The organism is Streptomyces bottropensis ATCC 25435, from assembly GCF_000383595.1.
Classification (GTDB): domain Bacteria; phylum Actinomycetota; class Actinomycetes; order Streptomycetales; family Streptomycetaceae; genus Streptomyces; species Streptomyces bottropensis.
The window spans coordinates 5,614,257-5,640,287 of record NZ_KB911581.1 but is presented as its reverse complement, the minus strand read 5'-3'; the positions used below and the strand labels follow the sequence as shown (position 1 = coordinate 5,640,287).

25 protein-coding genes and 5 pseudogenes are annotated in these 26,031 nt (G+C 68.3%); 21 read left to right on the top strand and 9 right to left on the bottom strand.

Annotated elements, in window-relative coordinates; genetic code table 11:
- Positions 1 to 61: 61 nt before the first annotated feature.
- Complete coding sequence (locus STRBO_RS0125215; RefSeq protein WP_020115019.1) at positions 62 to 520, bottom strand: hypothetical protein; 459 nt, start codon at positions 518 to 520, stop codon at positions 62 to 64.
- Between the two features lie 223 nt (positions 521 to 743).
- Here STRBO_RS0125215 and STRBO_RS0125210 point away from each other — a divergent pair, with 223 nt between their 5' ends.
- The 6 genes from STRBO_RS0125210 (at position 744) to STRBO_RS0125180 (ending at position 8,036) form a co-directional block, all read left to right on the top strand.
- Positions 744 to 1,622 carry a hypothetical protein gene (locus STRBO_RS0125210; RefSeq protein ID WP_005477347.1) on the top strand — a complete coding sequence of 293 codons (879 nt, stop codon included), beginning with the start codon at positions 744 to 746 and terminating at the stop codon, positions 1,620 to 1,622.
- A 415-nt stretch (positions 1,623 to 2,037) separates the two neighbouring features.
- A complete protein-coding gene (locus tag STRBO_RS0125205; protein ID WP_020115018.1) occupies positions 2,038 to 2,658 on the top strand; it encodes a hypothetical protein in 621 nt (206 codons plus the stop codon).
- Positions 2,659 to 2,935: 277 nt separating this feature from the next.
- Positions 2,936 to 5,476 (top strand): type II toxin-antitoxin system prevent-host-death family antitoxin, encoded by a 2,541-nt coding sequence (locus STRBO_RS0125200; RefSeq protein ID WP_005477339.1) that lies wholly within the window; start codon positions 2,936 to 2,938, stop codon positions 5,474 to 5,476.
- Positions 5,476 to 6,048, top strand: coding sequence for a hypothetical protein (locus tag STRBO_RS0125195; RefSeq protein WP_005477333.1), 573 nt, complete (start codon positions 5,476 to 5,478; stop codon positions 6,046 to 6,048). Before STRBO_RS0125200 ends, STRBO_RS0125195 begins: the two co-directional genes overlap by 1 nt.
- A 311-nt stretch (positions 6,049 to 6,359) precedes the next feature.
- A protein-coding gene (locus tag STRBO_RS46035) for an IS630 family transposase (protein WP_425336025.1) occupies positions 6,360 to 7,438 on the top strand; the annotation gives its coding sequence in 2 pieces (ribosomal slippage) (positions 6,360 to 6,861 and positions 6,861 to 7,438; 1,080 coding nt in all).
- A 55-nt stretch (positions 7,439 to 7,493) separates the two neighbouring features.
- A complete protein-coding gene (locus STRBO_RS0125180; RefSeq protein ID WP_005477324.1) occupies positions 7,494 to 8,036 on the top strand; it encodes a hypothetical protein in 543 nt (180 codons plus the stop codon).
- 131 nt (positions 8,037 to 8,167) lie between these two features.
- Here STRBO_RS0125180 and STRBO_RS0125175 read toward each other — a convergent pair whose 3' ends face one another.
- Complete coding sequence (locus tag STRBO_RS0125175; protein ID WP_028796840.1) at positions 8,168 to 8,695, bottom strand: DinB family protein; 528 nt, start codon at positions 8,693 to 8,695, stop codon at positions 8,168 to 8,170.
- A gap of 262 nt (positions 8,696 to 8,957) precedes the next feature.
- Between STRBO_RS0125175 and STRBO_RS0125170 the strand changes: the two genes are divergently transcribed.
- From STRBO_RS0125170 to STRBO_RS43050, 5 genes and pseudogenes are all read left to right on the top strand, one after another.
- On the top strand, positions 8,958 to 10,562 hold the full coding sequence (locus STRBO_RS0125170; protein WP_005477319.1) for an ISL3 family transposase: 1,605 nt from the start codon (positions 8,958 to 8,960) through the stop codon (positions 10,560 to 10,562).
- 107 nt (positions 10,563 to 10,669) lie between these two features.
- Positions 10,670 to 11,134: a hypothetical protein gene (locus tag STRBO_RS0125165; RefSeq protein ID WP_005477317.1), complete on the top strand. Its 465-nt coding sequence runs from the start codon at positions 10,670 to 10,672 to the stop codon at positions 11,132 to 11,134.
- Between the two features lie 377 nt (positions 11,135 to 11,511).
- Positions 11,512 to 12,644, top strand: a pseudogene (locus tag STRBO_RS45710) (IS630 family transposase).
- 138 nt (positions 12,645 to 12,782) lie between these two features.
- Positions 12,783 to 13,241, top strand: coding sequence for a GNAT family N-acetyltransferase (locus tag STRBO_RS0125155; protein ID WP_106438186.1), 459 nt, complete (start codon positions 12,783 to 12,785; stop codon positions 13,239 to 13,241).
- 198 nt (positions 13,242 to 13,439) lie between these two features.
- A pseudogene (locus STRBO_RS43050) lies at positions 13,440 to 13,634 on the top strand (IS5/IS1182 family transposase); the annotation flags it as partial.
- Positions 13,635 to 13,676: 42 nt separating this feature from the next.
- Here STRBO_RS43050 and STRBO_RS0125145 read toward each other — a convergent pair.
- The gene (locus STRBO_RS0125145; protein ID WP_028796839.1) at positions 13,677 to 14,213 is read right to left on the bottom strand and encodes a 2'-5' RNA ligase family protein; all 537 of its coding nucleotides are present in this window, start codon (positions 14,211 to 14,213) and stop codon (positions 13,677 to 13,679) included.
- Positions 14,214 to 14,494: 281 nt separating this feature from the next.
- Here STRBO_RS0125145 and STRBO_RS0125140 point away from each other — a divergent pair, with 281 nt between their 5' ends.
- From STRBO_RS0125140 to STRBO_RS0125120, 7 genes and pseudogenes are all read left to right on the top strand, one after another.
- Complete coding sequence (locus tag STRBO_RS0125140; RefSeq protein WP_005477304.1) at positions 14,495 to 15,100, top strand: ArsR/SmtB family transcription factor; 606 nt, start codon at positions 14,495 to 14,497, stop codon at positions 15,098 to 15,100.
- Positions 15,097 to 16,410: an MFS transporter gene (locus STRBO_RS0125135; RefSeq protein WP_005477302.1), complete on the top strand. Its 1,314-nt coding sequence runs from the start codon at positions 15,097 to 15,099 to the stop codon at positions 16,408 to 16,410. The genes STRBO_RS0125140 and STRBO_RS0125135 overlap by 4 nt, the downstream gene beginning before the upstream one ends.
- Positions 16,411 to 16,638: 228 nt before the next feature.
- A complete protein-coding gene (locus STRBO_RS0125130) occupies positions 16,639 to 16,857 on the top strand; it encodes a hypothetical protein (protein ID WP_005477300.1) in 219 nt (72 codons plus the stop codon).
- Positions 16,858 to 16,890: 33 nt separating this feature from the next.
- The gene (locus STRBO_RS45525) at positions 16,891 to 17,109 is read left to right on the top strand and encodes a hypothetical protein (RefSeq protein WP_272926544.1); all 219 of its coding nucleotides are present in this window, start codon (positions 16,891 to 16,893) and stop codon (positions 17,107 to 17,109) included.
- Positions 17,090 to 17,146, top strand: a pseudogene (locus STRBO_RS45520) (hypothetical protein); the annotation flags it as partial. The gene STRBO_RS45525 and the pseudogene STRBO_RS45520, both read left to right, overlap by 20 nt.
- 38 nt (positions 17,147 to 17,184) lie before the next feature.
- A pseudogene (locus STRBO_RS40535) lies at positions 17,185 to 18,177 on the top strand (IS256 family transposase); the annotation flags it as partial.
- Between the two features lie 94 nt (positions 18,178 to 18,271).
- Positions 18,272 to 18,757: a hypothetical protein gene (locus tag STRBO_RS0125120; RefSeq protein WP_020115010.1), complete on the top strand. Its 486-nt coding sequence runs from the start codon at positions 18,272 to 18,274 to the stop codon at positions 18,755 to 18,757.
- 135 nt (positions 18,758 to 18,892) lie between these two features.
- Here STRBO_RS0125120 and STRBO_RS0125115 read toward each other — a convergent pair whose 3' ends face one another.
- The 3 genes from STRBO_RS0125115 to STRBO_RS0125105 form a co-directional block, all read right to left on the bottom strand.
- Complete coding sequence (locus STRBO_RS0125115) at positions 18,893 to 19,207, bottom strand: hypothetical protein (protein WP_237547399.1); 315 nt, start codon at positions 19,205 to 19,207, stop codon at positions 18,893 to 18,895.
- Between the two features lie 108 nt (positions 19,208 to 19,315).
- Positions 19,316 to 19,855 carry a hypothetical protein gene (locus tag STRBO_RS0125110; protein ID WP_005477292.1) on the bottom strand — a complete coding sequence of 180 codons (540 nt, stop codon included), beginning with the start codon at positions 19,853 to 19,855 and terminating at the stop codon, positions 19,316 to 19,318.
- A 396-nt stretch (positions 19,856 to 20,251) separates the two neighbouring features.
- Positions 20,252 to 21,001 carry an IS5/IS1182 family transposase gene (locus STRBO_RS0125105; RefSeq protein WP_028796838.1) on the bottom strand — a complete coding sequence of 250 codons (750 nt, stop codon included), beginning with the start codon at positions 20,999 to 21,001 and terminating at the stop codon, positions 20,252 to 20,254.
- 628 nt (positions 21,002 to 21,629) lie between these two features.
- On the opposite strand from STRBO_RS0125105, the gene STRBO_RS44990 reads away from it, so the two are divergent.
- On the top strand, positions 21,630 to 22,067 hold the full coding sequence (locus STRBO_RS44990) for a hypothetical protein (RefSeq protein ID WP_020115007.1): 438 nt from the start codon (positions 21,630 to 21,632) through the stop codon (positions 22,065 to 22,067).
- 78 nt (positions 22,068 to 22,145) lie between these two features.
- Entirely contained in the window at positions 22,146 to 22,793 is a 648-nt protein-coding gene (locus STRBO_RS44985; RefSeq protein WP_225968474.1) for a hypothetical protein, read from the top strand.
- A 15-nt stretch (positions 22,794 to 22,808) separates the two neighbouring features.
- Here STRBO_RS44985 and STRBO_RS44980 read toward each other — a convergent pair.
- The 3 genes and pseudogenes from STRBO_RS44980 to STRBO_RS0125070 form a co-directional block, all read right to left on the bottom strand.
- Positions 22,809 to 23,173, bottom strand: a pseudogene (locus STRBO_RS44980) (transposase); the annotation flags it as partial.
- 212 nt (positions 23,174 to 23,385) lie between these two features.
- Positions 23,386 to 23,757: a hypothetical protein gene (locus tag STRBO_RS0125075; RefSeq protein WP_245170620.1), complete on the bottom strand. Its 372-nt coding sequence runs from the start codon at positions 23,755 to 23,757 to the stop codon at positions 23,386 to 23,388.
- 212 nt (positions 23,758 to 23,969) lie between these two features.
- Positions 23,970 to 24,857: a DnaB-like helicase C-terminal domain-containing protein gene (locus STRBO_RS0125070; RefSeq protein WP_005477279.1), complete on the bottom strand. Its 888-nt coding sequence runs from the start codon at positions 24,855 to 24,857 to the stop codon at positions 23,970 to 23,972.
- Positions 24,858 to 25,327: 470 nt separating this feature from the next.
- Between STRBO_RS0125070 and STRBO_RS0125065 the strand changes: the two genes are divergently transcribed.
- Positions 25,328 to 25,903 (top strand): GNAT family N-acetyltransferase, encoded by a 576-nt coding sequence (locus STRBO_RS0125065; RefSeq protein ID WP_005477278.1) that lies wholly within the window; start codon positions 25,328 to 25,330, stop codon positions 25,901 to 25,903.
- Positions 25,904 to 26,031 lie beyond the last annotated feature (128 nt).

The window sequence follows — 26,031 nt, the reverse complement described above, 5'->3', positions numbered from 1 at the left end:
ATCGGCATGAATAACTACATGGCGCTCAAACCGCCCGACATGCGGAATTCCTCTGTCCGCCTCACCGAGGTGCGGCCGAATCCCCGGTTGCCCGCCGTTGGCCGGGCCACATGTCGTCATACGCGGCGTCCATGAACTGCGCCTGCGGCCCGCGCAGCGCAGAGGAGTCGGCTATCTCGCCCCGGACTGCCTGCACCAGGGAAAACGCATAACGAAAGGCAGATCCTCGCAGAGGCTCGCTTCTGGCCGCCAGGTCGATCTCCGCCTGCGCCAGCCACAGGTCATCGACGAGTCGGTCGAGCACCGCATCGTCTGCCGTGCCATCACTGACCGGGCGCGTGAGGGCCGCCTTCTCCACTTGCGACGCAATGCCGAGGAACTTCAGCACCGCGTTCTTCAACTCCGCGCGGTGCGCGGCTGATTCCTGCACTTCGAGCTGCCGGGTACTCGCTCGCGACACGATGTACTGGCCAAGGATCGACCCGCCAGCGCCGAGTGCGACACCGGCCAGAGACAACAACGCTGGCCCCAAACTTCCCCAAGATCCCATAGCGGGAGTCTCTCAACTCCCCGCGACCGCCGTCCCCATGGGGACTCGTGACCGTGAGGGTGAGGAATTCCGTGACGCTCAACCCGTCACAACTGGGGAATTCCGTGACCGTCGACAACCGGTGAACCCCGGCTCGATCGCCGGACCGGCGCCCCAACCACCTCAGCTGTAGCCCCTCGGACGGAGATCCACCATGACCACCACCACTGCCAGCTCGCTCAAGACGTACGGCCCTCTGCAGTTCCCCGACCGCTCCGGCCTGACGTTGTGGCAGTTCAGCCGCGCCCAGCGCCTCGGGCTCATCCCCGGCCCCGACGTCGCCGGTGACCGATGGTCCGCAGCCGTCTTCGACGACGCGATTGCCCGCATCGACGCCATCAAGGGGGCCGTCGGCACCCTGCCCGACGTCGGCGCGACCCGCGCTGAGGAGCACCTCGCCGAGCGTTTCAACCTGGTCGTGTACGCAGGCACCGCCGCCGAACTCGCTCGCCGGGGCCACCTGCCCGTGGTCGGCGAGCACAAGGGCTACCTCCTGTACTGCGGGCTCGCCCTGGAGAACTTCACAGACCGGCAGAAGGTCGCACGTGCCTCGACCGCCGGGCAGCTCCACATGCGCGACGCTGCCGCACGGATCCTCGGACTTCGTGCCTCGGACTTCGACCACCTGATCCGTGCCGGGCTCCTGGCCCACGCGGACACGGCCCGCTCCGGCTGGAACAGGCATGACGTCGTCCTGCTCTACCGCCAGGCTGACCTGGACCGGATCGCCCGAAGCCGCCGCATCGACTGGGATGCCGTCCGTGCGTCCCCAAGGGCCACCGGTCCCCTCTCGCCGCGCTCCCCACCCAGCAGCAGGCGGCCGGGCGGTGACGGCAGCGGAGCCCAGCAGCGACTGGTATGCCGAAGTCGCCGCGGGCTGGGCCGCGCGGCAGCGCGCCGAAGACGAGAAGTGGCGCATCCCCGAGGGCGGGCTGTTCGTCACCCACTGCGGGCGGTGGGTCGACGGTGCCGGCCGGGCCTGTCCTCAAAGGCGCTCGCACTCCGGGCCATGCGGACTCCCACCGGACGATGAGGACGACGGGTGCCGCCGCGACTGCCCGGACGGCGAGTGCTACTGCCCGATCCCCGGCGAAAGCCCGATCAACCCCGCCTGCGGCCACCTCCAGTCGTCGATGTGCGACTACGGCTGCGGCTGCTGCACTCTGTGCGCCGGATGCCACTGCTGGGAGTAGCACCTGCCAGCCCCGCCTTCCTGCGACGGCGGTGGTGAAGCACCTGCCCGGAGCCCTGTGCTGAATCGGTGGCCCGTCGTGCACTTGGCGACAAGCCGTACCGGTCCGCCTGATGCCTCCCGTCGTGCACGCGGCCGAAGCCGAGCCTCGCCGCCAGCGCCCTTCTCCCTCATTCTCGTCAGGGACTCCTGACGGTATTGGTACCGTCAGGAGTCCCTGACGGTCTCCGGCCGCAGTCGAGTCGACGAGTGGCGTATGGGCTGGTTGCACACGGACGACGAGGACGGCACCCATGAGGGATGGGTCGTTGCGGTGCTCTCGGGCGGGGAGGATGCGCCTCACGACACCTTCGAGGACTCGGAAGAGACCTGGAGGCGGCGCGTGAACTGGGCGTGGTCTTACAAGTACGACGGCAGCGAAGGGCGACGGCGCGCCCAGGGGCTCCGGGTCCTTTGCGCATGCGGCTGGCGCGGGCCTCGTCGACCCGTGGACTTCGAGGACCCCGATGCCTGCGATGAGGGGCTGCAGCGGGAGTGGGTCCGGCACACCGAGGGCAGCATGTCTCGCACGCTGCCCGAGCGGCTCCGGCGATTGCTCGATGAGGTGGAGGAAGCGGTCCATGCGCTCAGCGCCCCGCTGCGGCCGAGCGGTGAACCCGACGAGCAGCGCCCTCTCCTCGCCGTCTATGTGGCTACCCGGCTCCAGGCGGGTGCCGAGGAACGGCAGAAGGAGGCCGTGCGCGCAGCCAGGGCGGCGGACTACTCCTGGGACGAGATCGCGCAGGCGCTCATGACGAGCAAGCAGTCCGCACACGAGAGGTTCCGGAAACAGGTGTCTGACGAGCAGAAGAAGCAGGAGTCGGCAGCACACAGCTGACCTCGCATTGGGCGAGATTCCATCACCTGCCGGGCGAAGTAAGGAGAAGGCCGGGGCCGATGGGGACCCCGGCCTTCGTTCTGCCCTCGGCCGCCCGCTGATAACCCGACAGCTCCAGCAGGGCTGTCAACGCACACTCCACACCCTCACGAATGAGTGAGTCAGAGCGATAAACTGTGTGACTTTACTTAAGTGACTGCGTGAAAAGTGCTATCATGGCGGTGAGTTACTAGGCCTGGGAGGGTGAGTGAGTCAGTCGCCACAGGCGGAGGCCGCAATGAACGCAACCGCAGCCCGGAACGCCCTGTACTCGCTGGTGAGGCTCGCCGAAGAGGACGGGCGCACCACGTTGATCCACAAGCGGCAGGATCGCGCTCTGCTGGCGCCGCTGGACCGGTTTCCGGCAGCCCGGAAGACCGAGGCGTTCCCGTCCCACGTGCTGAGTGCGGCGCAGAAGGATTTCGGCGACCTCGTCACGCGGGCGGCTCAGGGCCAACCGCAGGTGCTCCTGCGGAACACCACACCGGTCGCGGTGCTGCTTCCCGCCGACCCCGTCTCAAGTGCCCTCTCGTCCGACATGGCCGCGCACACCGGCGCGGCGCCCGCAGGAGGTGCGGTGAACAGCCAAGGCAATCAGGACCGCAGCAGCGCGCCGCGCAGGCTCGCCACGCTGGGCGACGCCATCGGTTCCGTACTCACCGACGGCCCGGTCGGCGGAGCCCTGTTCGGGCTGCCCGGCCTGGACGCCGCGACGGGCGGTCTGCAGCCGGGCCGGCTGACGCTCGTGGCGGCCGCCCCGAACGTCGGCGGGAGCCTGCTGGGTCTTGCCGCCGCACGGCAGACCGCGCTCGTCGACCGTCGCACGGTCCTGTATGCGGCGTCGGGACCGAACCGGGACGACATTTTCCGCCGGATCATCTCCGCCGAGACCGGCGGCGACTACCCGCGCCTGAAGCAGGGGCGTCTCACCGAGCAGGAGCAGCAGGTCGCCCGGCAGCTGGTCCAGGCGGGAGACCTGCTGATGATCGATGACGGCACCAACCTGAGGGCCGAGGACATCGCGGAAACCGCGCCGCACATGGAGGGCCTGGCCCTCGTGGTCGTGGACCGCCTCCAGGCCGCCCATAGCGCCCGCCTGCCGCTGTCCGGAGAGCGTCTCCCCGGTGCCTCCCAGGTCCTGGCCGGCCTCGCACGCACCCTTCACGTACCGGTCCTCGCCGTCGTGGACAGCGACGACCCCACGTTCCTGGCACTCCTGGACGCCGACGTCGTCGTGACGCTCACCGCGACCGCCGACCTGGGCAAGGTCCAAGTGACGGTCACCGAACGCGACTTCGGTACAATCGGCTCGGCATACCTGCAGCCCGACCTGCTCCACGCCCGCTTCCTCGACGTAGGAACCGGACCCATCGACCGCGCCCACAGCCCGGCGGGCCCAGGGCTCTCGCCTGCCACCGGCGGAACGGGAACCGCGGCTCTGGAACTGGCCGAAGCCGCCCTTCCCTACACCTCCGGCGGACACCAGGGGATCCCCGCCGCCCTCACCCACGAACTGGCGGCATGGCGGACCGCAGTCACAGGCGGCGACCAGGACGCCCTCAAGGAGATCCTGCCGCCGCTGCTCCAGGCCGCCGCAGCGGTATCGGAGATGCCGGACACTCACGAAGGGCACCGCCTCGCCGCCGCACTGCGGCCCTTCACCACGCCCATGTCCGCCGACACTGCCGGAAGCGCCGGTCAGGCCCCTGCTGCCGGTGCCCCTGTGCACGCCCCGGCAGACAGCGGCCAGGGGCAGGATGACGTAGCGGAAGACGAGGAAGACGGCGAGGACGGTCTGGCGCCGGGGGACGAGGAGGACGAGCCCGAGGGCCACGTCTTCCCCGCCCTGAAGATCCTCAAGGACTCGGTCGGCCGCTCGAAGATGCACCCGCTCCCCGTCATCCGCACCGAGGCCCGCGACAGCCCCCCGTGGACTCTGATCAGCGAGCACATGGACGGCGAGCCCCGCTGGGTCCACCCCGACGTCACCGCCACCCGTGTTCCCCACATCCGGGCGAACGGAAAGCGCGTCCGGCGCGACCAGCTCGACGTGCCCGACTCCTTCGGAGAGGGCGTGCTGTGCCTGATCGACCGCAACGGCAGCTTCCCCTCCGCCTGTTCGGCCGTTCCCCTCGCCCCGAACAAGCTCCTGCACACCGGCCCCCTCGACGCCTACGACAAGGCCGGAGCCGGCATCTACCTCATCGACATCCCGGCATGGACCCGCACCGACATGCCGCACCCCCTGGGGCGGATCATCGACCGTCCCGACGAGAACGGCCGGGTATGGGTCACCACCCCACACATCAAGCAACTGGAGAAACTCGTCCGGGAGAAGCACCTCGCCGCCATGCCGGCCATTCACGACTCCTGGACCGGGAAGTACAACGAGTCCCTCTTCAAGCCCTTCTACGAGGCCACCCGCAAGGCACGGACCGAGCTCGTCCAGGTCGGCGGCGACCCCTACAAGGCGTACAAGACCCGACTGTCCATCGCGCTGCGCCTTTTGTGGCCCAAGCGCCCCGCACAGCGGTCCCCGTTCTGGCGGCCGGACTGGCGCATGAGCATGGTCGCCGAAGCATCTGTCCGCCACTGGTCGGTGGCCTTCAGGGCCGTCCAGCAAGGCCACCAGCTCCTCGCACTACGCAACGTCGACGCAGCCGTCTTCTGGACGCCCGACGGCACCGCGCCCGCCACGTACCGGATCGGGACCGGCTTCGGCGAAGTGAAGGCCAAGTTCGTTAAGCCCGGCGAGATCATCCCCGAAGGTGACGACTGATGGCAGGCCCCACAGGCCACGGCGACTCCCTCGGCGCCGCACTCAACAACCTCCTGCGCTCCCAGGTCACCCCCCGCCACCGACTGTCGTCGTACAACGCCAAACACTGGCACGCCCAGCTCAGCCAGCTCACGGCGACCCACCGCGGGCAGCAGGCCCTGGCGGACGCCGGTCTCCATGTGACGACCAAGACTCAGGTCAACTGGCTGTCCGACTCCGAGTACAACGTTCGCCGCAGCTACCTGGACATCATCCACACCGCGTACGAGAACGTCGCCATCGTCCCCGCCGACCCGATCCCCGACCACATCAAGCGGGGCCAGTACGAGATCAGCGGCGTCGTCAAAACCGGCGACGACGAACGGACACGCGGCACCGCGGACGCCGCGCCCCTGCGCATCGACGGCAGCCGGGGCAACTGGGACACGATCGAGGAACTCTGGCTCGCCGGCGAACTCACCGACGAGCAGTTCGAGGACCACTTCATCGACGACGTCATCGTCGAGGACATCGGCGAAGGCACCGACGGATGGGACTTCCCCGGCGCCTCGTACTCCGTCGAACTGAGGTGAAGTCGTGCTCCTGGAAGGCCACCACGGAAATACGCGGAGCGCACCACATTCCCCCCGTACCCGTAGGACACAGGCTTCCTGACTGGCTGCCGACCAGCAGCGGGTCCTGCTCCGCAACGTGATCGGGCAGGACCCGCGGGCCCGACGCTGAAGAGCGACGAGCGCCGCATGCCGCCCGCCAGAGTGTGGGTGCCAGTGCCATCGAGGAAGTGCCTACGTAGCTGCGGACCCCGTTACTGACTTCGGCTCGTTAGGGTGAAGTTGCTTGAAGTCCCTGAAGGGTCTGGGGCGGTGGCTGTATCCGTGGTGTTGTGAGGTATGCGGATGGGGGTGGGCTGACTGCTGGGGGGCGGCAGCGCCGGGAAACAGTACGGATGCAGGCAGCCGAGCTGTTCGAGCAGAAGAGCAAGCCGTCGGAGGTCGCACAGCGCCTGCGGGTGAGCCTGAAGTCGGCCTACCAGTGGCGCCAACTGTGGCGGGTTGGCGGTCGTGAGGCTCTGGCCTCCCATGACCCGAGTGGATCGCGATGCCGGCTGTCCCCTCGCTGTCTGGAGAAGCTGGCCGGGTATCTCGAGCAGGGGCCGGCCGAGCATGGCTGGGTGGAGGACCAGGTGTGGACCGCGGCGAGGGTGGCCACGCTGATCGGCAGGAAGTTCCACGTCTCCTACAGCGTCTCGGGTGCCACCAGGTTGATGCACCGGCTCGGCTTCAGCCCGCAGGTCCCCGCGCGGCGGGTCGCCGAGCGCGACGAGCAGGCCGTGACCGCGTGGAAGGAGGCGACCTGGGCCGAGGTAAAAGAGTCCGGGCGGCCTGCGGGGGCTACATCTGCTTCGAGGACGAGGCAGGGTTCACCCGCCGACCGCCCAAGGGACGCACCTGGGGCCGACGCGGAGTGACTCCGCAGGTGACGGTGAGCGGACGACGCTCGGGCCGACTGTCCGTGGCCGGACTGATCGCCATGCGGCCCGGCTCCCGCACCAGGCTGTGCCATCGCCTGCGTACCCACCCCGCTGGAAAAGGCGCACGCCGCAGCATGGGCGAGCGCGACTTCATCGCACTGATCGACGGCATCCACCAGCTCGTCAAGGCGCCGATCGTGCTGGTCTGGGACCGCCTGAACACCCATGTCTCCCACGCCATGCGTGAGTTGATCGCCGAGCGCGAATGGCTGACGGTATTCCTGCTCCCCGCCTACTCACCCGATCTCAACCCCGTGGAATGGGTATGGGCATACGTCAAACGCAGCCTGGCCAACCTCGCAGTGGTCGCCCTCGACCGGCTCGAAACGCTGGTCCGCAACCGGCTCAAGCGCCTCCAGTATCGGCCCCACACCCTCGACGGCTTCATAGCCGGTACCGGCCTGACCCTCGTCGATCCAGCGTCACCTTGACGAGCCGAAGTCAGTAACCGCCTAGTTTGTCAGTGTCTGCTGCTCCACTGACGACATGGCAGAACACAAAGCGTTCCTCGACGGCTTCGACCGTGCGGAGGAAGACGACTGCGATCCGATGATCCAGGCACTTCTGGATCGCGAGGAGCGGCGGCTGATCGCCTCGGCATCGACAGTTCCCGATGGCGTCGATGAGTGGCGGGCGCTGGTGGCCGCGGTGGGCTTCGTCCGACGCAGTTCGGTCTTGGCTCGCGGCGCCCCACTGCACCAGATCGATCAGCGCCAGGCCTGGCAGCGCTTCCCCCGCGGTCTCTACGACCCCCGCACCCTCGCCCTGGCCGCGCTGGAGGCGGTGGTGAACAGGCAGGAGATGGAGGCGGAGGCGACGACGGAGGAGGTGGTCGAGTTCCTCGCGTCCCTGGCGGCCTGTGCGGCGCCCGAGCGGGAAACCTCCGAGCATCTGGCGGTGTCCCGGTTCGTCCTGAGCAGCAGATTGATGGCCGGGGTCGTGGCCCGCAGCACGGCCTGGCCACGCCTGCCGATGCCCTCCTCCAGCATCCGCAGCGACAGGGTGACCCGGCTGTGCCCCGCGCGGTAGTCGCTGTAGGAGACCTCGAACTCCTCTCCGTGCTGCGCGTCATTCAGCAGCTCGCGCGGCCGAGCGGACCGCCGCCGGCTGAGGGTCCGAGCTGGGTCCCTGCGCGGTACTTGCGACCGCGCAGGGACATCTCATGCGCCGGTGACTCCGTCGATCCGCTCGCGGATGAGATCAGCGTGACCGTTGTGACGTGCGTATTCCTCGATCATGTGCACCATGATCCAGCGCAGGGAGACCCCCTGATCGCCGACGAAACCCGCGTCCTGTTCGGACAGGTGACCGGAATCGTCCAGCGATGCGTCGGCGATCACCTCACGGCCTCGGGCGACCTCGGCTTGCCAGGCAGCCGTCGCCTCGTCGAGCCCTTGGTCCGGCCGGAGCGCATAGCCGTCGACGTTGTTTTCCCCGAAGACTGGCGGCACTTCCTGACCTGCGAATACACGCTGGAACCAGTTGCGTTCCACCTCAGCCAGGTGCTGGACGAGACCGAGCAGCGTCATCGACGAGGATGGTACTGCGGCAAGCCGTAATTGATCATCCTTGAGGCCCGAACACTTCAAGGCAAGAGTTGCACGGTGAAAGTCCAGCCATGCCTCCAGCATGGCGCGCTCGTCAGCATGCGCGGGTGGGATAGGCCGTCCGTCCGGTGTCGTATTCATCGGAAAACCATGGCAGCAACAGCCCAGGCCCACGACCGCCTTCGCTGGCGACGAACACGCCTCTCGTCCCCTTCCACGGCGAGCCAGTGACATCAAAACTCGGCTCTGGCACAGATCTTGGGGAGCGGTCGCGGAGCGTCACTGCGGTGTTCGATTGCAAGAGCCCGGATTCGCGCGAGACCGCGTACGCCTTCCCACCTTGCAGCCGAGAGTGACGCTCCGTCAGGTCTGTGCTGGACCTCCCCGGTGACCGCAACGAGCGGTGACGGTGCTGGTCATGCAGGCCGACGCAAGGTTCTGGGACTCGCTCGTGTTCGACGGAATCGACGGCGTGGAGGTCGAAGCGGTGACCGCTGCCTTCGGCACGGTCGACGTCACGGCCAGAGGTCGGGCAGCCGGGGCAGCATGTCCGGACTGCGGCCGCTCCTCGGACCGAGTGCACGACTCCTACCAGCGCAGACTGAAGGATCTGCCGCTCGCTGAACAGTGTGTCGTGATCCATCTGACGGTCCGGCGCTTCATCTGCAGCACGGACGACTGCCCGCGTCGTACGTTCGCCGAGCCGTTCACTCAGTTGACCGCCCCGTACGCACGCTTCACCACGCGGCTGGGCCGCATCCTGGAGCGTGTCGGGCTCGCACTCGCCGGACGGGCCGGCGCCCGGCTGACTGCCCAACTGGGTTTCCACGTGGGACGGATGACCCTGATGCGTAGGGTCATGGCGTTGCCTGACCCGCAGCTCAGCACGCCGCGTGTGCTGGGTGTGGACGACTTCGCCACCCGCCGTGGGCAGACCTATTCCACCGTCTTGACCTGCGGAGAGACCCACCGCGTGGTGGACGTGCTTCCGACGCGCGACTCCGGGCCGCTGGCCGCCTGGCTGGCCACCCATCCGGGTGTGGAGATCATCTGCCGGGACCGGGCGGGGGCCTATGCCGAGGGCGCGCGACTCGGCGCTCCCGCCGCGACCCAGGTCGCCGACCGGTTCCACCTGTGGCAGGGCGTCGGCCGAGCCGTGGAAACTTGCGTCGCGGCCCACCGCGAATGCCTGAATGGACCAACACCGCCAATGCGACAGGACGTTGCGGCGTCGCCTGACGACTCGGTGCGCGGCGGACCGGACCTTGATGGCCGGCGGGCCCAGCGCAAGAAGGCGGCGCACGCCCTGGTTCACGAGCTGATCGCCCAGGGGCACTCCCGCCGGGCGATCGCCCGGCATCTGGGCTGGGGGCTCAACACCGTGCTGCGCTACGCCCGTGCTGCCACCTGGCAGGACACCCTCCGAGAAAACCGCCCCCGGCCCAGTCGTCTCGACCCTTACAAGCCCTATCTGGCGCGGCGGTTCGCCGCGGGATGCACGAACGTCACCCGCCTGCACCGTGAATTGACCGGCGAGAACGCGCCCGTCAGCTACCAGATGGTCCGCGCCTACATTGCCACCCTGCGCGCCGCACCGCCGCAGGCGCCACCCCCGCCGCCGACCGTGCGGCGGGTCACCGGCTGGCTCACCCGTCACCCCTCAACCCTGAGCGAAGACGAGCGCGCCGCGTTGAAGGATGTCCTGGCTCGCTGTCCAGAACTGGATACCGCGGCCGAACATGTCCGCGGTTTCGGCGAGATCCTGGCTCACCGGCTGGGCCCCACCCTCCCCGCATGGATCGAAGCCGTCGATGCCAGCCAGCTGCCCGGCCTCACCAACTTTGCCCTTCACCTGCTCCGAGACCTGGACGCGGTGATCGCCGGCCTCACCCTGCACTGGAGCTCCGGCGGCACGGAAGGCGCCGTGAACCGCATCAAGAAGATCAAGAGGCAGCTCTACGGCCGTGCCGGATTCGAATTGCTCCGCAAGCTGATCCTGATCCAATAGCGTCGGGCCCAGACTCTGCAGCCAACCCTGGTCACGTCAGCGAGCGTGGCGGGCTGAGAAGATCACCGCGAGGCCACAGATTCCGTCGATACCGCGAAGGACAGAATGTGGAGAGACCGCCCATAGACCGGGCCGAGGAGCAACTTCAACATGAGCTGAGCCGTGGACAGCAGCCCCTCGCCGAACTGGACTTGAACGAGGTGTGGCTCAGGTTCGTGCGCTTCGGCTCCCAGCGCTTCGACACCGCGGACACGCCAGACGCTGATGGCCTTCTCTTCCAGTACGGGACTCACGCCTTCGAGGGACCGCCCGTCTTCACGCTGGACCTGGCCCGGCAGTTCGAGATCAACGACTCTTCCGGCGAGCATGATCATTACATCCAGCTCCACTGCGAACTTCGATACGAGCCCGTCCCCCAACTTCGGGCGCTGGGGCACTTCGAGACCTGGTTCTTCCACGACACGGACGACGAACTCGACGCCTGGGCCGACAGCCTTGGCCGCCAGGAATTCTGGCCGATCGTCCGCAACTTCCACCCCCAGGAAGTCCGTGTCTACCAAGAGCAGGTGTGATCACAGCCGCGAAGCGATCTGCCTTGTGACACTCCGCGACCGCTCCCCAAGATCTGTGCCAGAGCCCAAAACTCGCTGACATTGATCTTGCTGAGCCCCGCGAGGTGACTCCCGAAAGCACCTCCAAATGACTCCCCAACGAAGTGACACAGCCAGTACCTGTGAGCGGGTCCTGCGGCTGCTGGGCCGGGCCCATCTGCGGCATACGCAGCTGCTGGAGAAGATCATCGATGCCCGTCCGGCGCTCTTGCGGTCCCAGGCCGACCAGCGCTTCCGTCCCCCGCCGCGTCCTAGTGCCGCATCAGGCAACGTTCGCCCTGCCGTGGCGCAGCGCTCGGTTGCTGCGTCGGGCGGCATCGGACGGCCAGAATGATGACGTGGCTGAACGGGTGAAGGTCCGGGAGATTGATGACGACGAGGGCAGGCGGCTGCTGCGGATCATCCGCAGGGGTACCGGTTCGGTGGTGACCTGGCGGCGGGCCCAGATGGTGCTGTTATCCGCGCAGAGCATGCCTGTGGCGAAGATTGCCGAGGTGACGTTCACCAGCGCGGACCGGGTCCGGGATGTGATCCACAACTTCAACGCGGACGGCTTCGAGGCGCTCTACCCGAAGTACAAGGGCGGCAGGCCCAGAACCTTCACCCTCCCGGAACGCCGGGAGATCAAGAAGATCGCCAGGTCCAGGCCGGCCGAGCACGGCCTGCCGTTCTCGACCTGGAGCCTGGCCAAACTGGCCGACTTCCTGGTCGCTGAGGGGGTGGTCGACGACATCAGCCACGAGGGCCTTCGGGTCCTGCTCCGCGAGGAGGGCGTCTCGTTTCAACGCGTGAAGACCTGGAAGACCTCACGCGACCCGGACTACGCGGCCAAGAAGGCCCGCGTCGAGCATCTCTACGCGATCGCTGACGGCGAGGTCATAGCCGAGGACGGCGAGCCCGAAGTCGTCTTCTGCATGGACGAGTTCGGGCCGCTCAACCTGCAGCCCCATCCCGGCCGGCAGTGGGCCGAACGGGGCGGCCGGCACAAGGACCCGGACCGCGCGCCCCGGCCCGCCGTCGGGCGACCTACACCCGCCCGCACGGGGTCCGGCACCTGTTCGCCGCCTACGACCTGGCCAAGGACCAGCTCTACGGGCACGTCAAGAAGACCAAGAACAGGTCGAAGTTCCTGGAGTTCTGCCGCTACCTGCGCTCGCTGCATCCCATGGACGTGCGCATTGCGGTCGTCTGCGACAACTACTCCCCGCACCTGTCAACGAAGCGCTGCCAGCGGGTCGCGACATGGGCGGCGGCGAACAACGTGGAGATCGCCTACACACCGACCAACAGCTCCTGGCTCAACCGGATCGAGGCCCAGTTCACCGCCCTGCGCTACTTCGCACTGGACGGCACCGACCATGCCAGCCACAAGGAGCAGGGAAGCATGATCCGCCGCTACATCATCTGGCGGAACAAGCACGCCGCCGACGAACGCCTCCGCGAGGTCGTGAACAGGGCGAACGTTGCCTGATGCGGCACTAGCAACTGGGGACGTTCAAACGTACCGGCCCGGCCCGAAGGAAGAGTGCGCCGACAACAGCGGTGGTTGAGCACTCATATGGGCGCCGCATCGAGGGGTTGCGCCGCGTGCAAGTATGGCGGCGTGACGATGACGGGCAACGGCCGCCTTCGTGCCGCGACCGCACACGATGGCGTGGCACTGCTCCATCTCTGGGAGCTGTTGTTCGACGACGCAGATACGCAGGAGTCGTGGAGAGGTCACGCAGCCGAGTGGTTCGCTCGCTTCGTGGACGATCTCGACAATGCACGCTTCCCGGTGATCGAGGTTGACGGTGCCATCGTCGCCACAGCGATCGGCACTCTTGAACTCGGCGTGCCCAACCCCCAATGCACGAAGGGGCGCACGGTGCGCCTTGCAAACCTCCTCACCCTGCCTGAACACCGCGGACACGGCTATGGGACGGCGCTCGTCCTCGACGTGCTCAGCTGGGCCAGGTCCATTGAAGCCGACCGCGTGGACCTGAGTGCTACCCCGGAGGGCAAGCGCCTCTACGACAAGCTCGGCTTCACGCTGGCGTCAGCCCCGCGAATGAAATGCGTCTTGTAAAGGGCCAACCGGAATACGCCGGAAACGTGCCGTAGGCCGCTGTAACCAACCTCGACGGAGTCACGCGCGGGGAGCCGTAGGTGCCACCGGACTCGCCGTGGACCTGACCGATCTCCTCGGCCAGGACCCGGTCTTTGTGCTGCCGGGCGGCCCGGGCCTCGGCGCCAGCGACCAGGCTCTGACCTGCTCGTGAAGGGCATACCGCCAATCCGATCCCGCCGGGGACCTCGGCGACGCAGACCGGGCAAGCTTCACGACGACAAGCGCTATGCCTACTCCCACCTGCGGCGATGGTTGCGCGAGCGCGGCATTACGCACCGCATCGCCCGTAAGGGCGTCGAGTCCTGGCAGCGGCTGGGCAGGCACCGCTGGAGCATCGAAACGCACCATGCCAAGCCCGGCAGAGCGGCGGCTGACCGCTCACCGACAGAGGGATCACCGGAGCGCGAACGATGCTCGCTGCTGCCACCTCGTTCCGTCGTGGACCATCAGATCGACCGACGACACGCGGGCAGTGATGGGAAGTCGGCCGCAAAGGTCGGCCTCGGCCTCCTCCAGCACGGCGTCGCCTTGCCCCTGGGCGATGGTCAGATGCGGGAGGACCTCGTCGAACTGCCCGCCGAACGGTGGGGTCTCCGGCCACCGGTCCGCGATCGCCTCGGTCAGCCGGCGGAACGGGAGGTCCGGTTCGGGGACGAGATACAAGATCCCCGGGAATCGCCCGCAGTACTCGAACCGGGCCTCGAAGGGCCGGTGACGCCCGATCACTTCTCCGACGGCAGCGAGAGCACCGTCGTCGATGCGGCTCTCGTTGAGAAACGGGAACAGGACGGTGACATGGGCCGGAACACCCGCACGAGCTGACAGGTCCAGCCGGTCACGCCACGCTCGAACAGCAGGTTCTGCCTCGGGAACCCTCACGATGAGTCCCGACTGCCCTGCTTGAGATTCACCGGAGTCCTCGCCTGTCATCGCACATATGTATCAGCGAGCCCGGAACGACAGCGACCCGATTACGATCGCGGGCGGTTGAACCCGCGGTCGACACACCCACGGCGACCCCCGCTCAGGTGGGGCCAATCGACTCGGTCGCCGTGCCTGAACGCTGCCGAAGCTCAGCATGACCTCCTGAACCATCCTGGCGTAGGTCCGGGAGGCACCGTTGTACTTTCCGATAGCGGCAGCGACTCACTGCAGAGTCTTCTCTGCATAGAATCCTATGCAGAGAAGACTCTGCAACATACCCTGTTGGCATGTCCGACGAACCCGAACACACACCACAGCCCGCCAAGCCCGCCCGACGCCTCGATGCACGCAGTCTGCGAGGGCTGGCCCACCCGCTGCGGATGAACATCTTCGAACTGCTCAGCCTGGATGGCCCCGCCACCTCCACCAAGCTCGCCGAACGCCTCGGGGAGAACACCGGCACCATCAGTTGGCACTTGCGCCACCTCGCCGAGCACGGCTTCATCGAGGAGGAAACCGGACGGGGCACGAAACGCGAGCGCTGGTGGAGAAGGGTCGGCGTCACGAACGAGCTGAACACTGCCGATTTCCGCGACGACCCCGACACCAGGGGCGCGCTCTCGGTCTACCTGCACGAACTGCTGCAGCAGCACTTCAGTCGGGTCGTGAACTACATCAGCGAGGACTGGGACGACACGTGGCGGAGCGCCGGCACCGTCTCGGACTGGAGCGACCTGCGGATGACCCCGATTCAGCTGGAGGCGCTCAACGCGGAGCTGATGGCTGTCATCGCCCGCCATACCCCTGCTCCGAACGCCGAGCCCGCCCCGGACGCACTCCCTGTCGTCGTGCAGCTCCAGTCCTTCCCCCGCAAGGAGCGTGGCACCGCATGAGCCGTGGCATACGCGGTGGCCTCCTGCACCGCCATCACGATTTCCGCTTGCTGTGGTGCGGCGAGACCGCCGGGAAGTTCGGCGCGTCCGTCACCGGGGTGGCGATGCCGCTGGTTGCCGTCTCCACCTTGCACGCCAGCACCTTCGAGGTCGGCCTGCTGAGCGCCGCCGCCTGGGCCCCTTGGCTGATCATCGGTCTCCCGGTCGGTGTCTGGGTGGACCGGCTGCGCCGCAGACCGATCATGCTGGCCGCCGCCGCGCTCTCCCTCTTACTCTTCGCCAGCGTCCCGGTCACCGCATGGTCCGGGCGGCTGAGTATCGGACTACTGCTGGCCGTCGCCCTGCTGGCAGGCACGGCAGCGGTATTCTTCCAGACCGCCTACAGCGCCTATCTCCCCAGCATTGTGGAACCCGATGACCAGCCCGAGGGCAACGCCAAACTGCACGGCAGCGCGTCCGCCGCGCAGATTGCCGGGCTCGGTTCCGGCGGCCTGATCGCACAGTTGGCAGGTGCGGTGAACGGGATGTTCGCCAACGCCGCGACATTCCTCGTCTCCCTTCTGTGCCTCGCAGGCATCCGGCATCGCGAGCCACGCGTCACCAGAACCGAACATCGCCCCAAGTCACTGGTCAGTGAAGTCCGCGAAGGCCTGCGGCTGATCGCCGTCGACCCCTGGTTTCGCACGCTCACACTCTTCGGAGCCGCCTCCAACCTTGCCCTTATGGGATACCAGTCAATCCAGGTGGTCTTCCTGGTCCGGAGCGTCGGCCTGGCGCCGGGGACGGTCGGCGTACTCATCGCGGCGACTAGCGCCGGAGGCGTGGCCGGGGCATTTGCCGCACGCCGGGTCGCTCACCGGATCGGCACGGCTCGCGCGACACTGCTGTTCGAACTGGGACTTCCCATGCTCGGTCTGCTCATCCCGCTGACCGTCGGCGGAGCCGGGGTCCTGCTCTTTGTGACAGGTGGCTTCAGCGTCTCCGCGGGCGTCGTCGCCGGCAACATCATCAAGGCGAGCTTCCAGCAACGCTACTGCCCGCCGGATCTCCTCGGCCGTCTCACCGCAAGCACAGCATTCCTCAGCTATGGAGCGATCCCCATCGGAGCACTGCTCGGCGGCGTGCTCGGAACCGCACTCGGCCTCCGCACCGCCATGTCCATCACGACAGCGGGAGTCCCGCTGGCCGCACTGATCCTGCTCTTCTCCCCGATCCGGCGAACCCGAGACCTGCCGACGTCCCGCCGGCCAACGAGTGATTCCAAACTCCCGCTGAATTCTGCTGGCGAGTCGGCCCTACCTCGTCATTGACCACGACCGCACCGGGCAATCGCCGCTCGGAAACGAGTGCCAGAACCTCCCGCCCGATCGCACAGGGAAACTTCGCACCCGTGGACACGATGAACTGACACCGTCGCCCACTCACAGTTGGCGAACACGAAGAACTGAGACGCCCCGGCGCCGACCGGGCCCGCCCGCCGGGGCGCGAAGCCGCCCGTCTTTCCCGTCGCCGCGATCGACGACCCGGCGCTGCCAGAGGTGCTGGCCGAGCTGGCGGCGGCGCGGGCGGACGAGATGGACGCCGACACCGTCAACTGGGAGCTGTCCATCACGCGCAAGACGATCGGCTGGTGGCAGCGCCAGGGCTGGATCATCTGCGATCCGACGATCGGCATCGAGCGGCGCCCGGCACCGCCCGACCGCACCAAGGCCCTGGCCGAGAGCCAAATCACCGCCTTGTGGGGGTCTGTACGGTGAGCGGTGTAACTCCCGAGCTGGAAGCGACAGTTGATGACTGACGTGGCGAGTGACATCGGGGCCGTGGAGGCCGTTGTGAGTGGGGCGGGAGCCGTGGATGACGGGCTGGTCGCCGAGTTGGTGGCCCGGGCTCAGGCCGGTGGGGTGAAGCTCACCGGGGAGGGCGGCCTGCTGCAGCAGCTGACGAAGCGGGTGCTGGAGTCCGCACTGGAGGGCGAGCTCACCCGATCGTCTGGGGCACGAGCCCGGTGAGCGGGCCGAGGGCGGCCGGGAGAACTACCGCAACGGGCACCGGTCCAAGACGGTGATCACCGAGTCGGGGCCGGTCGGGATCGCGGTGCCGCTGGCCGGGCCGGGTCGTTCGAGCCGCAACTGGTCAAGAAGCGGCAGCGGCGTCTGGGCGGGGTGGACGAGATGGTCCTGTCGCTGTCGGCGAAAGGGCTGACGCACGGGGAGATCTCCGCGCATCTCGCCGAGGTGTCCGGCGCGGAGATCTCCAAGTCCACCATCTCCACGATCACCGACAGCGTGACGGCCGGCATGACGGAATGGCAGAACCGTCCCCTGGACAGCGTCTACCCGGTCGTCTTCATCGATTGTGTGAACGTGAAGGTCAGGGACGGTCAGGTCGCCAACCGGCCTGTCTACATGGCGGTGGCGGTCACCGCCGAGGGGCATCGGGACAGTCTGGGTCTGTGGATCGGCGACGGCGGGGAGGGCGCGAAGTACTGGCTCCAGGTCCTGACCGAGATCAAGAACCGCGGCGCGGCCGATGTCCTGATGCTGGTCTGCGACGGCCTGACCGGCCTCCCGGACGCCGTGAACACGCTCTGGCCTGCGACGATCGTCCAGACCTGTGTCGTTCACCTGCTGAGGAACAGCTTCCGCTACGCGGCCCGGCAGGACTGGGAGAAGATCGCGAAGGCGCTCAGGCCCGTCTGCACCGCGCCGACCGAGGAGGCCGCGCTGGAGCGGTTCGTGGAGTTCACCGACGCCTGGGGCGGGAAGTATCCGGCGATCGTCCGGCTCTGGAAGGCGGCCTGAGCTGAATTCGTGCCCTTCCTCCGGTTCGACGTGGAGATCCGCAAGATCGTCTGCACCACGAACGCGATCGAGAGCATCAACGCGCGGATCCGCAAGGCCGTCCGGGCCCGAGGACACTTCCCAACCGACCAGGCCGCTCTCAAGTGCGTCTACCTGGCCGTCATGAGCCTGGACCCGACCGGCACCGGACGCAAACGCTGGACCATGCGCTGGAAGGCCGCACTCCAAGCCTTCGACATCACCTTCGACGGCCGGCTCACCGCCGGACGCCGCTGAACAAAACCGACTGAGTTCCACCGTTCGCTACACAGACCCGCTCTTGGAGGCAATCCACTGTTCTGTTGGAGTGGTGCTTCCATATGATCGCGTGATGACTGCCGATGCCCCGCTCACCCGAGAGTCGTTCCGGCGCCTCCACCCCATCAGCACGCCCCGGCCGGTGTCTCAGATTCCTGATCGTGTCTGGACTGACGAGGACTGGGACCGGATCCAGCGCGGATATCGAGCCCGGGACATGGATGAGAAGTGGAACGTCTTCGTTGAAGGCGATGTCCTTTTCATGCACCGGAGTTGGACCGGCCGTGGAGTCTATGAGGTGTCCTTTGCCCCCGCGGCTGGTCGTGGGAGAAGGATCGCCTCTGCTGTGGTCGAGGCCGATGGGGAACGCTATCGGAGCAGAGGCGACGAGTACGACTGTCTGATGATGGAGCTGATCATCAGCGCGATCGTCCTTGGTGAGCCCGCCGCCGAACTCCGGGCTGGCCTTGTTGAGTTGACTGCCAGGGCTTCGGGAAAGAAGGATCTTCCCTCGGGTGTGGTGCAGCACAGTGTTCTCGGATTGCGCTCCGGATCGTAAGTTCTGCAGCCCGGAGAGCGCTGTCATCGCCCCGGGCCGTGTGACTGGATCACGCGGTGCAAGCGCAGGATCTCGCCGTGTGTGGCGGCCAGTCGCTGTTCGAGTTCCTGGAAGCGCTCACGGTGAGTGGTGCGCTCACGTCTGTTCCGGGATGCTCGCCGTGAGCATTTCGTCGGTGCAGCTGCGCAGCCCGACGCCGGCGGGGTCGATCCAGGTGAACCACGGCACCTGCTGGAGCAGGACGTCGTACTGACGGGTGCCGGGGTCGGTGAGGAGGGCGCGGAGCTCGTCGGGGGCGGGGCCGGTGGCCAGGCACAGCCAGGCCAGGCCGGCGCCGATGCGGACCTCGGGCGGTCGTCCGGGATCCGACCACAGGCCCCGAGCCCACTGGGAAGCGTGCTCATCCTGGTGTTCGCGGGCGAGTTGGGCGATCGCAAGGATCAAGCTCACCCGGACCACCGCATCGTCTTCCCCCGCCAGCCTGGACTGCAGAGCGGAGGAGATGTGTGAAAGCTCGCCGGCCGCCGCCGCCAGAACGTAGGCGGTCACGGAGCGGACCTAGGGGTCGGGGTCGGAGAGAAGCGGGAGCAGAAGGTGCAGGTCGTCCGTGACGGCCTGACGGGCGGCCTGGATCGTCCAGTCCACCGGGCACATCGTGCTGCCCTCGATCACCGACGGATCCTCGGCGACCTGGAGCAGTCCTTCCCGCGATCCGTCCCCCATGTGCTGACACCGGCCGATCTCGGCGACCAGGCGAAGGGTTCGGGCACGGAGTTCGGGGCGCGCGGTCGCCGCGATCCGGAGCAGGAACGGCACGGCCAAGGCTCCCACCGCGATCGTGCCGCCCTGGTGGTGAAGACTCGTCCAGAGCTGCCGCAAGGCCCTGTCGGCAGCTTCGGCGTCTGCGGACGCGAGCGTGGCGAGGAGACCGGGGATCTCCTCGCCCGGGCCGTAGAAGTGCCGGAACCGCTGCCAGGAGACCTCGTCGTACCTGAACCCGTCCTTGACCTCCCGCGGGATCGCGCTGACGGCCGCCCGCACGTCGCAGTCCGTGCCGACCCACCGTTCCGGCCAGTCGTCCCAACGGGCATCGTCCATGGCTTGGCCTTCCAGTCCATCGACAGCATCCGAACGCCGGGAGTATAACGACCGGTGATCAAGAGACGGACCGCTTCTGCCGCACTCCGGTGGCACCGCACCACGGCGACGTCACTTCTCGTGAGCATCGGCAGCACTCAAGATCGCCAACTGCTGCACACACTGCTGGTCAAACGCTGCTCCTGCACGTGAACGAAGCCACCTTCGTGCGCCGGTGGCGTCGGGTTTCGGTGCCGTATGCCGTTTGGGGGCTGCGTCGGGTGTTCGGGGCGGTGGAGGGGCGGCAAGCATGCTTAGTGCGTGATCGAGATCACGTGTTGTGGCTGGAACCTTTCTTCCGGCTGGCCTGTTCACGGCACATTCACGGGAGCTACTGTCCTCGTTCACTGAGCTTCTTCAGCGTTGCAGCCCCAGGGTGAGGACGGCCTTGGCGATTGACGTCATGCGGTTGGGGCTGCAGCGGGACCTGCGGAAGATCCGCCAGGACTTCAGGCGGGCGACTCCACGTTCGACGGGGGCTCGTGTGGCGGCCAGGGCACGGTTGCGGGTCTTCTCGGTAGGGGTCAGTTCCTTCAGGGGCCTGCGCTTGATGCCCGTGGTCAGCCACGGACCGGCGCCCTGGTAGGCGAGATCGGCCACGATCGGAATGCCCTGGCGCTCGCAGATCCGGATGATCCGGTGGGTGCGGGCAGCGGTCAGATCGTGGGTGCGGCCCGGCAGGGCGGGCGAGAGCCACAGCAGCCGGCCGCCGGGGTCGGTGACGACCTGCACGTTCACGCCGTGGCGCCGGTGTTTGTGGGAGTAGTCGGCCCGGCCGTCGCCGACCCGGTCGCATTCGGCGAGGGTGCCGTCAAGCAGGACGAAGTCGGGATCGTGGTCGCGCAGCGTCTTCAGCAGACCCGGTGCACGGGCGGCGAGAAGGTCGACGACCGCGCTGGTGTAGGCGTGGGCGGTGGACTCGCTGATCCCGAACCCGGCGGCGATCTTCGCCAGGGTGGTGTGTTCGCGCAGGTACACCAGTGCCACCATCGCTCGCTGTGACGGGCGGAGCTTGCAGCGCCGGTCGCCCTCACGGGTGACGATCAGCATGGTCACCCACTCCACGAGTGCATGCGGCAGGTCGAGTGCGGCAGGATGCATGACCAACGAGGCCCCCGAGCAACGTGATTGAGACGTCAGACATCTCGATCAACAGCCCGGGGGCTTCGCTCGTTGCGCTTCACGGACCGTCACCCGATCGGTGGCCACATCGAAGAAGCTCAGTGAGCTCGACTCCGACTGGGGCGCCTACACCTACGTCTCCTACGTCGGTCTCGGCGCCTGAGAAGGGATGCGAACACCCATGCCACCACGCCGACGCGGTGACGGCCCGCTGATGAACGCCGTCAACCTCCTGGGCATCTTCGGACCGCTCATCCTCGGCGCTGTCCTGCTCGGCCGGTACTTCGCGTGAGCAGCCCCGCCCCCGCCCCATCCCCCTGCCCTGCAGTTGAGGGAGCTGCCGAGGAGCCTTGAGGCCTCGGAGGGAGGCGAGGATCCGCAAGAGCCGGAGGAGTCGGGCGGCCGGGGGTGCCGAGGACACTGAGGAACTGGGAAGGGCCGGATCAGCCCGAGATCGGCGAAGAGTTGGCCCAGTCCATCGAGTCTGCCGAATCCGAAGGGCCCCGCGAATCGGTCGGGCCCGACGAGCTCGCGGATCCGGACGAGGCAACGGACCCCGGCGAGACAGAGGATGTGAACGGGTCTGACACGCCGTCGGAGGAGGACGGCGAGGATGGCTCGGCCGACGCTCCAGAGGCGGGGGATCAGAGGGAGAACCCGCGCCGATGTGGCGCAGGCCCTCGGCAAGCGACATCCCGAGGTGGCTTCGGGGATCACCGGGCTGGGTGCGGAGGTTGCGAACAGGGGAAGAGACTCGCAGGAGGTAGTCGTGACAGATGAGACGGGGGCGAAGTTCGTCATGATTTCGACGTTCCGCAGAAGGGCTGCGGGCGGGTTCATGCTCGCGGCTTTCGTCATCGACGAGAGGGAGTGCGAATCTCCTGCGGAAATGAAGACGATCAGGAACGAAGCCCTCGCCGAGATCCAGCGTCGACGCATCGTCGGAGAGTTCGAGACCCGCAGGGCGAAGGCCGGCGAGCTGCCGTCGACCCTGCCTCGGTGGGCGGAATACAAGGGGCAGCTGGAAGCTGCGGATGGGGAGCCGTCGTGACCCATCGGGTGTTCGGCGCGCGGTACGACTGGGACACCGCCCTCCGACAGTGGCCACCGGCCCGGCGAAAGGACCCCGGTGGACGGCGAGGAACAGCCCATCCTGCCTGTCCAGTTGGCTACGCAAGCGGTCATCCGCGGCGGCGCCGCGAAGAGCACCGTCACCACCTCGCCCAATTGCGTCGTCCGACTGCGTGCCTTGGTCGAGCGTGACGGCGGCTGGCCCCTAGGGCCGCCGCCTGCGCGCGGGCTGCAGATCCCCGAGAAGGTGAATAGGCTGGTCGCAGAGGTCGACGTGGTTCGATTCGAGGAGCCTTCCATGACCAGGAAAAGGAACGGCGCCTGGCGGGCGACGGGAGTTGTCACCGCACTCGCCACGGCCGCCGCGATCGCCTCCGTCGCCCCGGCCCAGGCCCAGACCACCGCTCAACTGTCCGCGTGGGTCAGCGACGGCTGGGGCGGCGGCACCATCACCAGCCAGCCCGCCGGGATCAACTGCCATCAGGAGGCGTGGGACCCGTATGCGACCAACGATCCGCAGCCGAACCCGACCGGCACGTGCACCGCGGGCTTCGAAGTCGGCACGACGGTCACCTTCACCGCCACACCCGACCCGGGGTCCCACGTCAATCAGGGCCCCGCACCGAATCCCGTGACCGTGCGAACGGGCTACAACTACACGTGGGTCTTGTTCTGTCCGAACGACGGTCTGTGCTCCGCAGGCTAGGCGGTTTCGTTTGGATCAGCGGGCGGACCAGAGGAAGATGCCCGCGACGTGAAGTCCGGCGAGGTAGATGGTCGCGGTCTTCTCATAGCGGGTGGCGATGCCGCGCCATTGCTTCAGGCGGTTGATACACCGCTCGACGGTGTTGCGTTGCTGCATGCCTCGCGGTCGAAAGCCGGCGGTCTGCCGCCCGCCTGTCCGCGCTGCCGCCGGCTGGCCTGCTGGTCGGCCCGTTCCGGGATTACCGCACGGATGCCACGTCTGCGCAGGTGAACACGCAAGCGGGCCAAGACGTCCGTGAAGGCGGGTGCGTCACCGGCCTGGCCGGCGGTGAGGGCAAACGCCAGTGGCCGGCACCGGCCGTCGGCCGCGAGGTGGATCTCTGGGCCCGGTCATCGTGGATGCCCCGCCCAGCCTGCTCGCCACCCTCCACCGATGCCGGGTATCGCCCCGTTGGCTCTGCGCGTGTCTGGGGGAGGCGTTTCCCAGTGAGCACGGATGCCATGGCGAGGGCAGCAGGACCGGCGTCGCCGGTTTCGGGAGGGCATCCTGGACGACTGCCGGGCTGTGGCGTGCATGGCCTTGTGCAGCGCGTCTACTCGTCGTCGAAGGTGGCCGGATCAGCGAGTTGCGGCACCGGTGTGATGGGCAGGGGCCAGTCGTCCAGGGCAGTGATCAGTGCTGGGCCTTGGTCGCCCACCAGGTCCGGCAGCGCGCACTCCACTCCCATGCGCCAGACCGACAGCGCGGTGCGCGTGTCGTCGACCAGGGTGGTGACCAGCATGGAACGCGTCATCTGCCCGGTGCGGGCGTCGAGCCGGAGCAGAGCCCACAAGACGTACCCCTGGGCCCGGGGCTGGAGGCCCAGCCGTGTACATGCATCGGGGTAGCTCAGCTCCAGCCCTTCGGGCATCTCCCGGGGGCCGATCACCAGGGCACCGGCCAGCATGGCCTCGGATCGCTGCACGTCTTCTTTCACGGCCTCCATCTTGTCGGGGGCCGGCCCACCGATTCCCGGAGTCACTGACATTGACCATGCTCTAGGCCGCAGGCGACACCCGCGGCCGTCGTGAAACGACGCCCGGGCCGAGCGGCACCACTGTCCGCCGGCTGCCCGGCTCCTGGGCGGCCGGCGGGCGCGCGCGTTCCTCTTCCCGCAGGTCTGCGCCGTGGGCCGGGTCAGGTGCAGGGAGGGGCGACCATGCGGTGGTATTCGGGTTCGAACAGCATCGTGGTGGTGCCCGCCTCGGTGCCGTCGGGCCGGGCGACGTGGAGGGTGACGAGGTCGCGTTGGCCGGGGAGGGGGCCGAGGCGGGCGGGGCGGTGCAGGAGGACCAGGCGGTGGGCGTGTGCGAGGACGCCGGGGTCGTCCAAGTCGTCGGGCCGGGGCCGGCTGTCACCGTCACCGGGCTGGGGGCGCAGGTGGGCAGTGGCGACGGCGGGGACATCCAGGTCCCGGGCGAGGGCCACGAGTTCGGCGGCGCTCTGGCCAGGCAGGGGAGGGGAGGGTTCCATACCGGCTGCCAGGCGGAGCGTGTCGACGAGGAGTAGTCCCGCCCCGCCGGCGGCGGCTTCGGCGCGCAGCCGGCTGACGGCGTTGGAGCCGTCGGGGGTGAGCAGGCGGATCGGGATCCCGTGCAGCCGGGCGGCTGCTTCGGCCACCATCTGCCGGTCGGGGGCGTAGTCGGCCGTTCGGTCGAGGTCCTGGCCGGCTTCGGCGGCCAGCAGGCTGCGCATCGTCGCGTGCGGACTGCTCTGGAGCTCGGCCAGGATGACAGGCCGGCCGCGGTGTCCGTGGTGGCGGGCGATGCCCAGCAGCAGCGCGGTGGTGCCGGCCATGGTCCGCCCGGCCAGCACCGTCAGGGTGCCGGGCGTGAGCGGTCCGAGCAGGCCATCCAGTGCGGGCAGGCCGGTGGCCGCGGTGTGGTCCGGCGCGGCTGGGCCGGTGGAGCGCGCGGTGCGCGGGGTGCGCAGCGCGGCCAGGGCCGCGGAATAGGGGATGCCGGCCCGGCCGGCCAGCTCCCGGGCGCGGGCGGTCAGATCGGAGCTGGTGCGACGACGGCTCACAGTGGTCACTTCCCGGCGCGCCGCCCACGCCTGCGCGCCGTACGAAGAAGGGCGCGGTCAAGCTGCACGGGTCCCCGCCCGGCGGGTGCCGGGGTGCCGGTATCCCTGTCCGGCGGGCCTTCGACCTGTGGGCCGGGGCTGCGTGGGAGCATCTCCGGCGGTCTGGGTGCGTGCGTGTCCAGCACCACCGGCGACGATAGCCGATGCCGCCCTGCTTCCGACGCGCTGACAGACGTTTCCGTCCAGTCGTTCAGTTTCCCGGCCCCGGCTCCCGGTCGCGTACCGTCATGGCCAACTCGGCCGTCGGATGCTGTGGTTGAGGCACGATGGCGGCATGGGACGAGCCTCTCGACGCCGAGCAGAGCGCCGCAGCGCGCCAGGGGAACCGCGGCCGGGCAGCGCCGAAGCGCCGGAGGCCCACGGTCGCTACCTGATCCGCCCGGCCACCCCCCGACGACGACCCCGAGGCCGTGCGCGCGCTGCTGCAGCCGGTCGACTTCCTCGACGAGGCGATGCCCGAGGAGATCATCGACCGGATGCGCACCGGCTGGCAGTTGCCGCCGCAGTTCGGCACCGCGACCCTGCTGCTCGCCCAGGAGCAGCCCGCGGGGCGGCTCGTCGGCCTGGCGCACGCGATCCCGCCGGTCCAGTGGCTGATGGAGATGCAAGCCGGCCTGGGCCGACCGCTGTGCCTGCTGCTCGCAAGGGCGCTCGTCGAGCTGGAGGCGGTGTCCGTGGCCGACAGCGCCCGCGGCCAGGGCCTCGGCCACCAGCTCGTCGACCACCTGGTCCGCTCCTACACCCGCCAGGGCTACCAGGCGATGCTGGGCGGCATCCACACCCACAAACCGCACCTGGCCCCGTACTACGAGGCCGACAACTTCCATGTCCTGGCCCCCGGCGCCCCCCTCGTCCTGCAACTGCCCAACGGGCGCATCCAGTGGCCGGCGGATGCGTCGATGCGGCACCTGGCGCGCCCCCTTACCTCGCGGGTGTCGTACCGGGCCGGGGTGCTGAACGGTCTGCTGGCGGGCCCGTCGTCCTGAGGCCGGCCCGCCTGTCCCAGGAGACCGCGGGCCGGCCTCGGGTGGCGGGCAGTTGCCGTCACTCGCCGCCCACCCGGCCCGCGTTCCCGCCGCGCAGGCGGTTCCTGCCGGCCGGAAGGGGCGCGGAT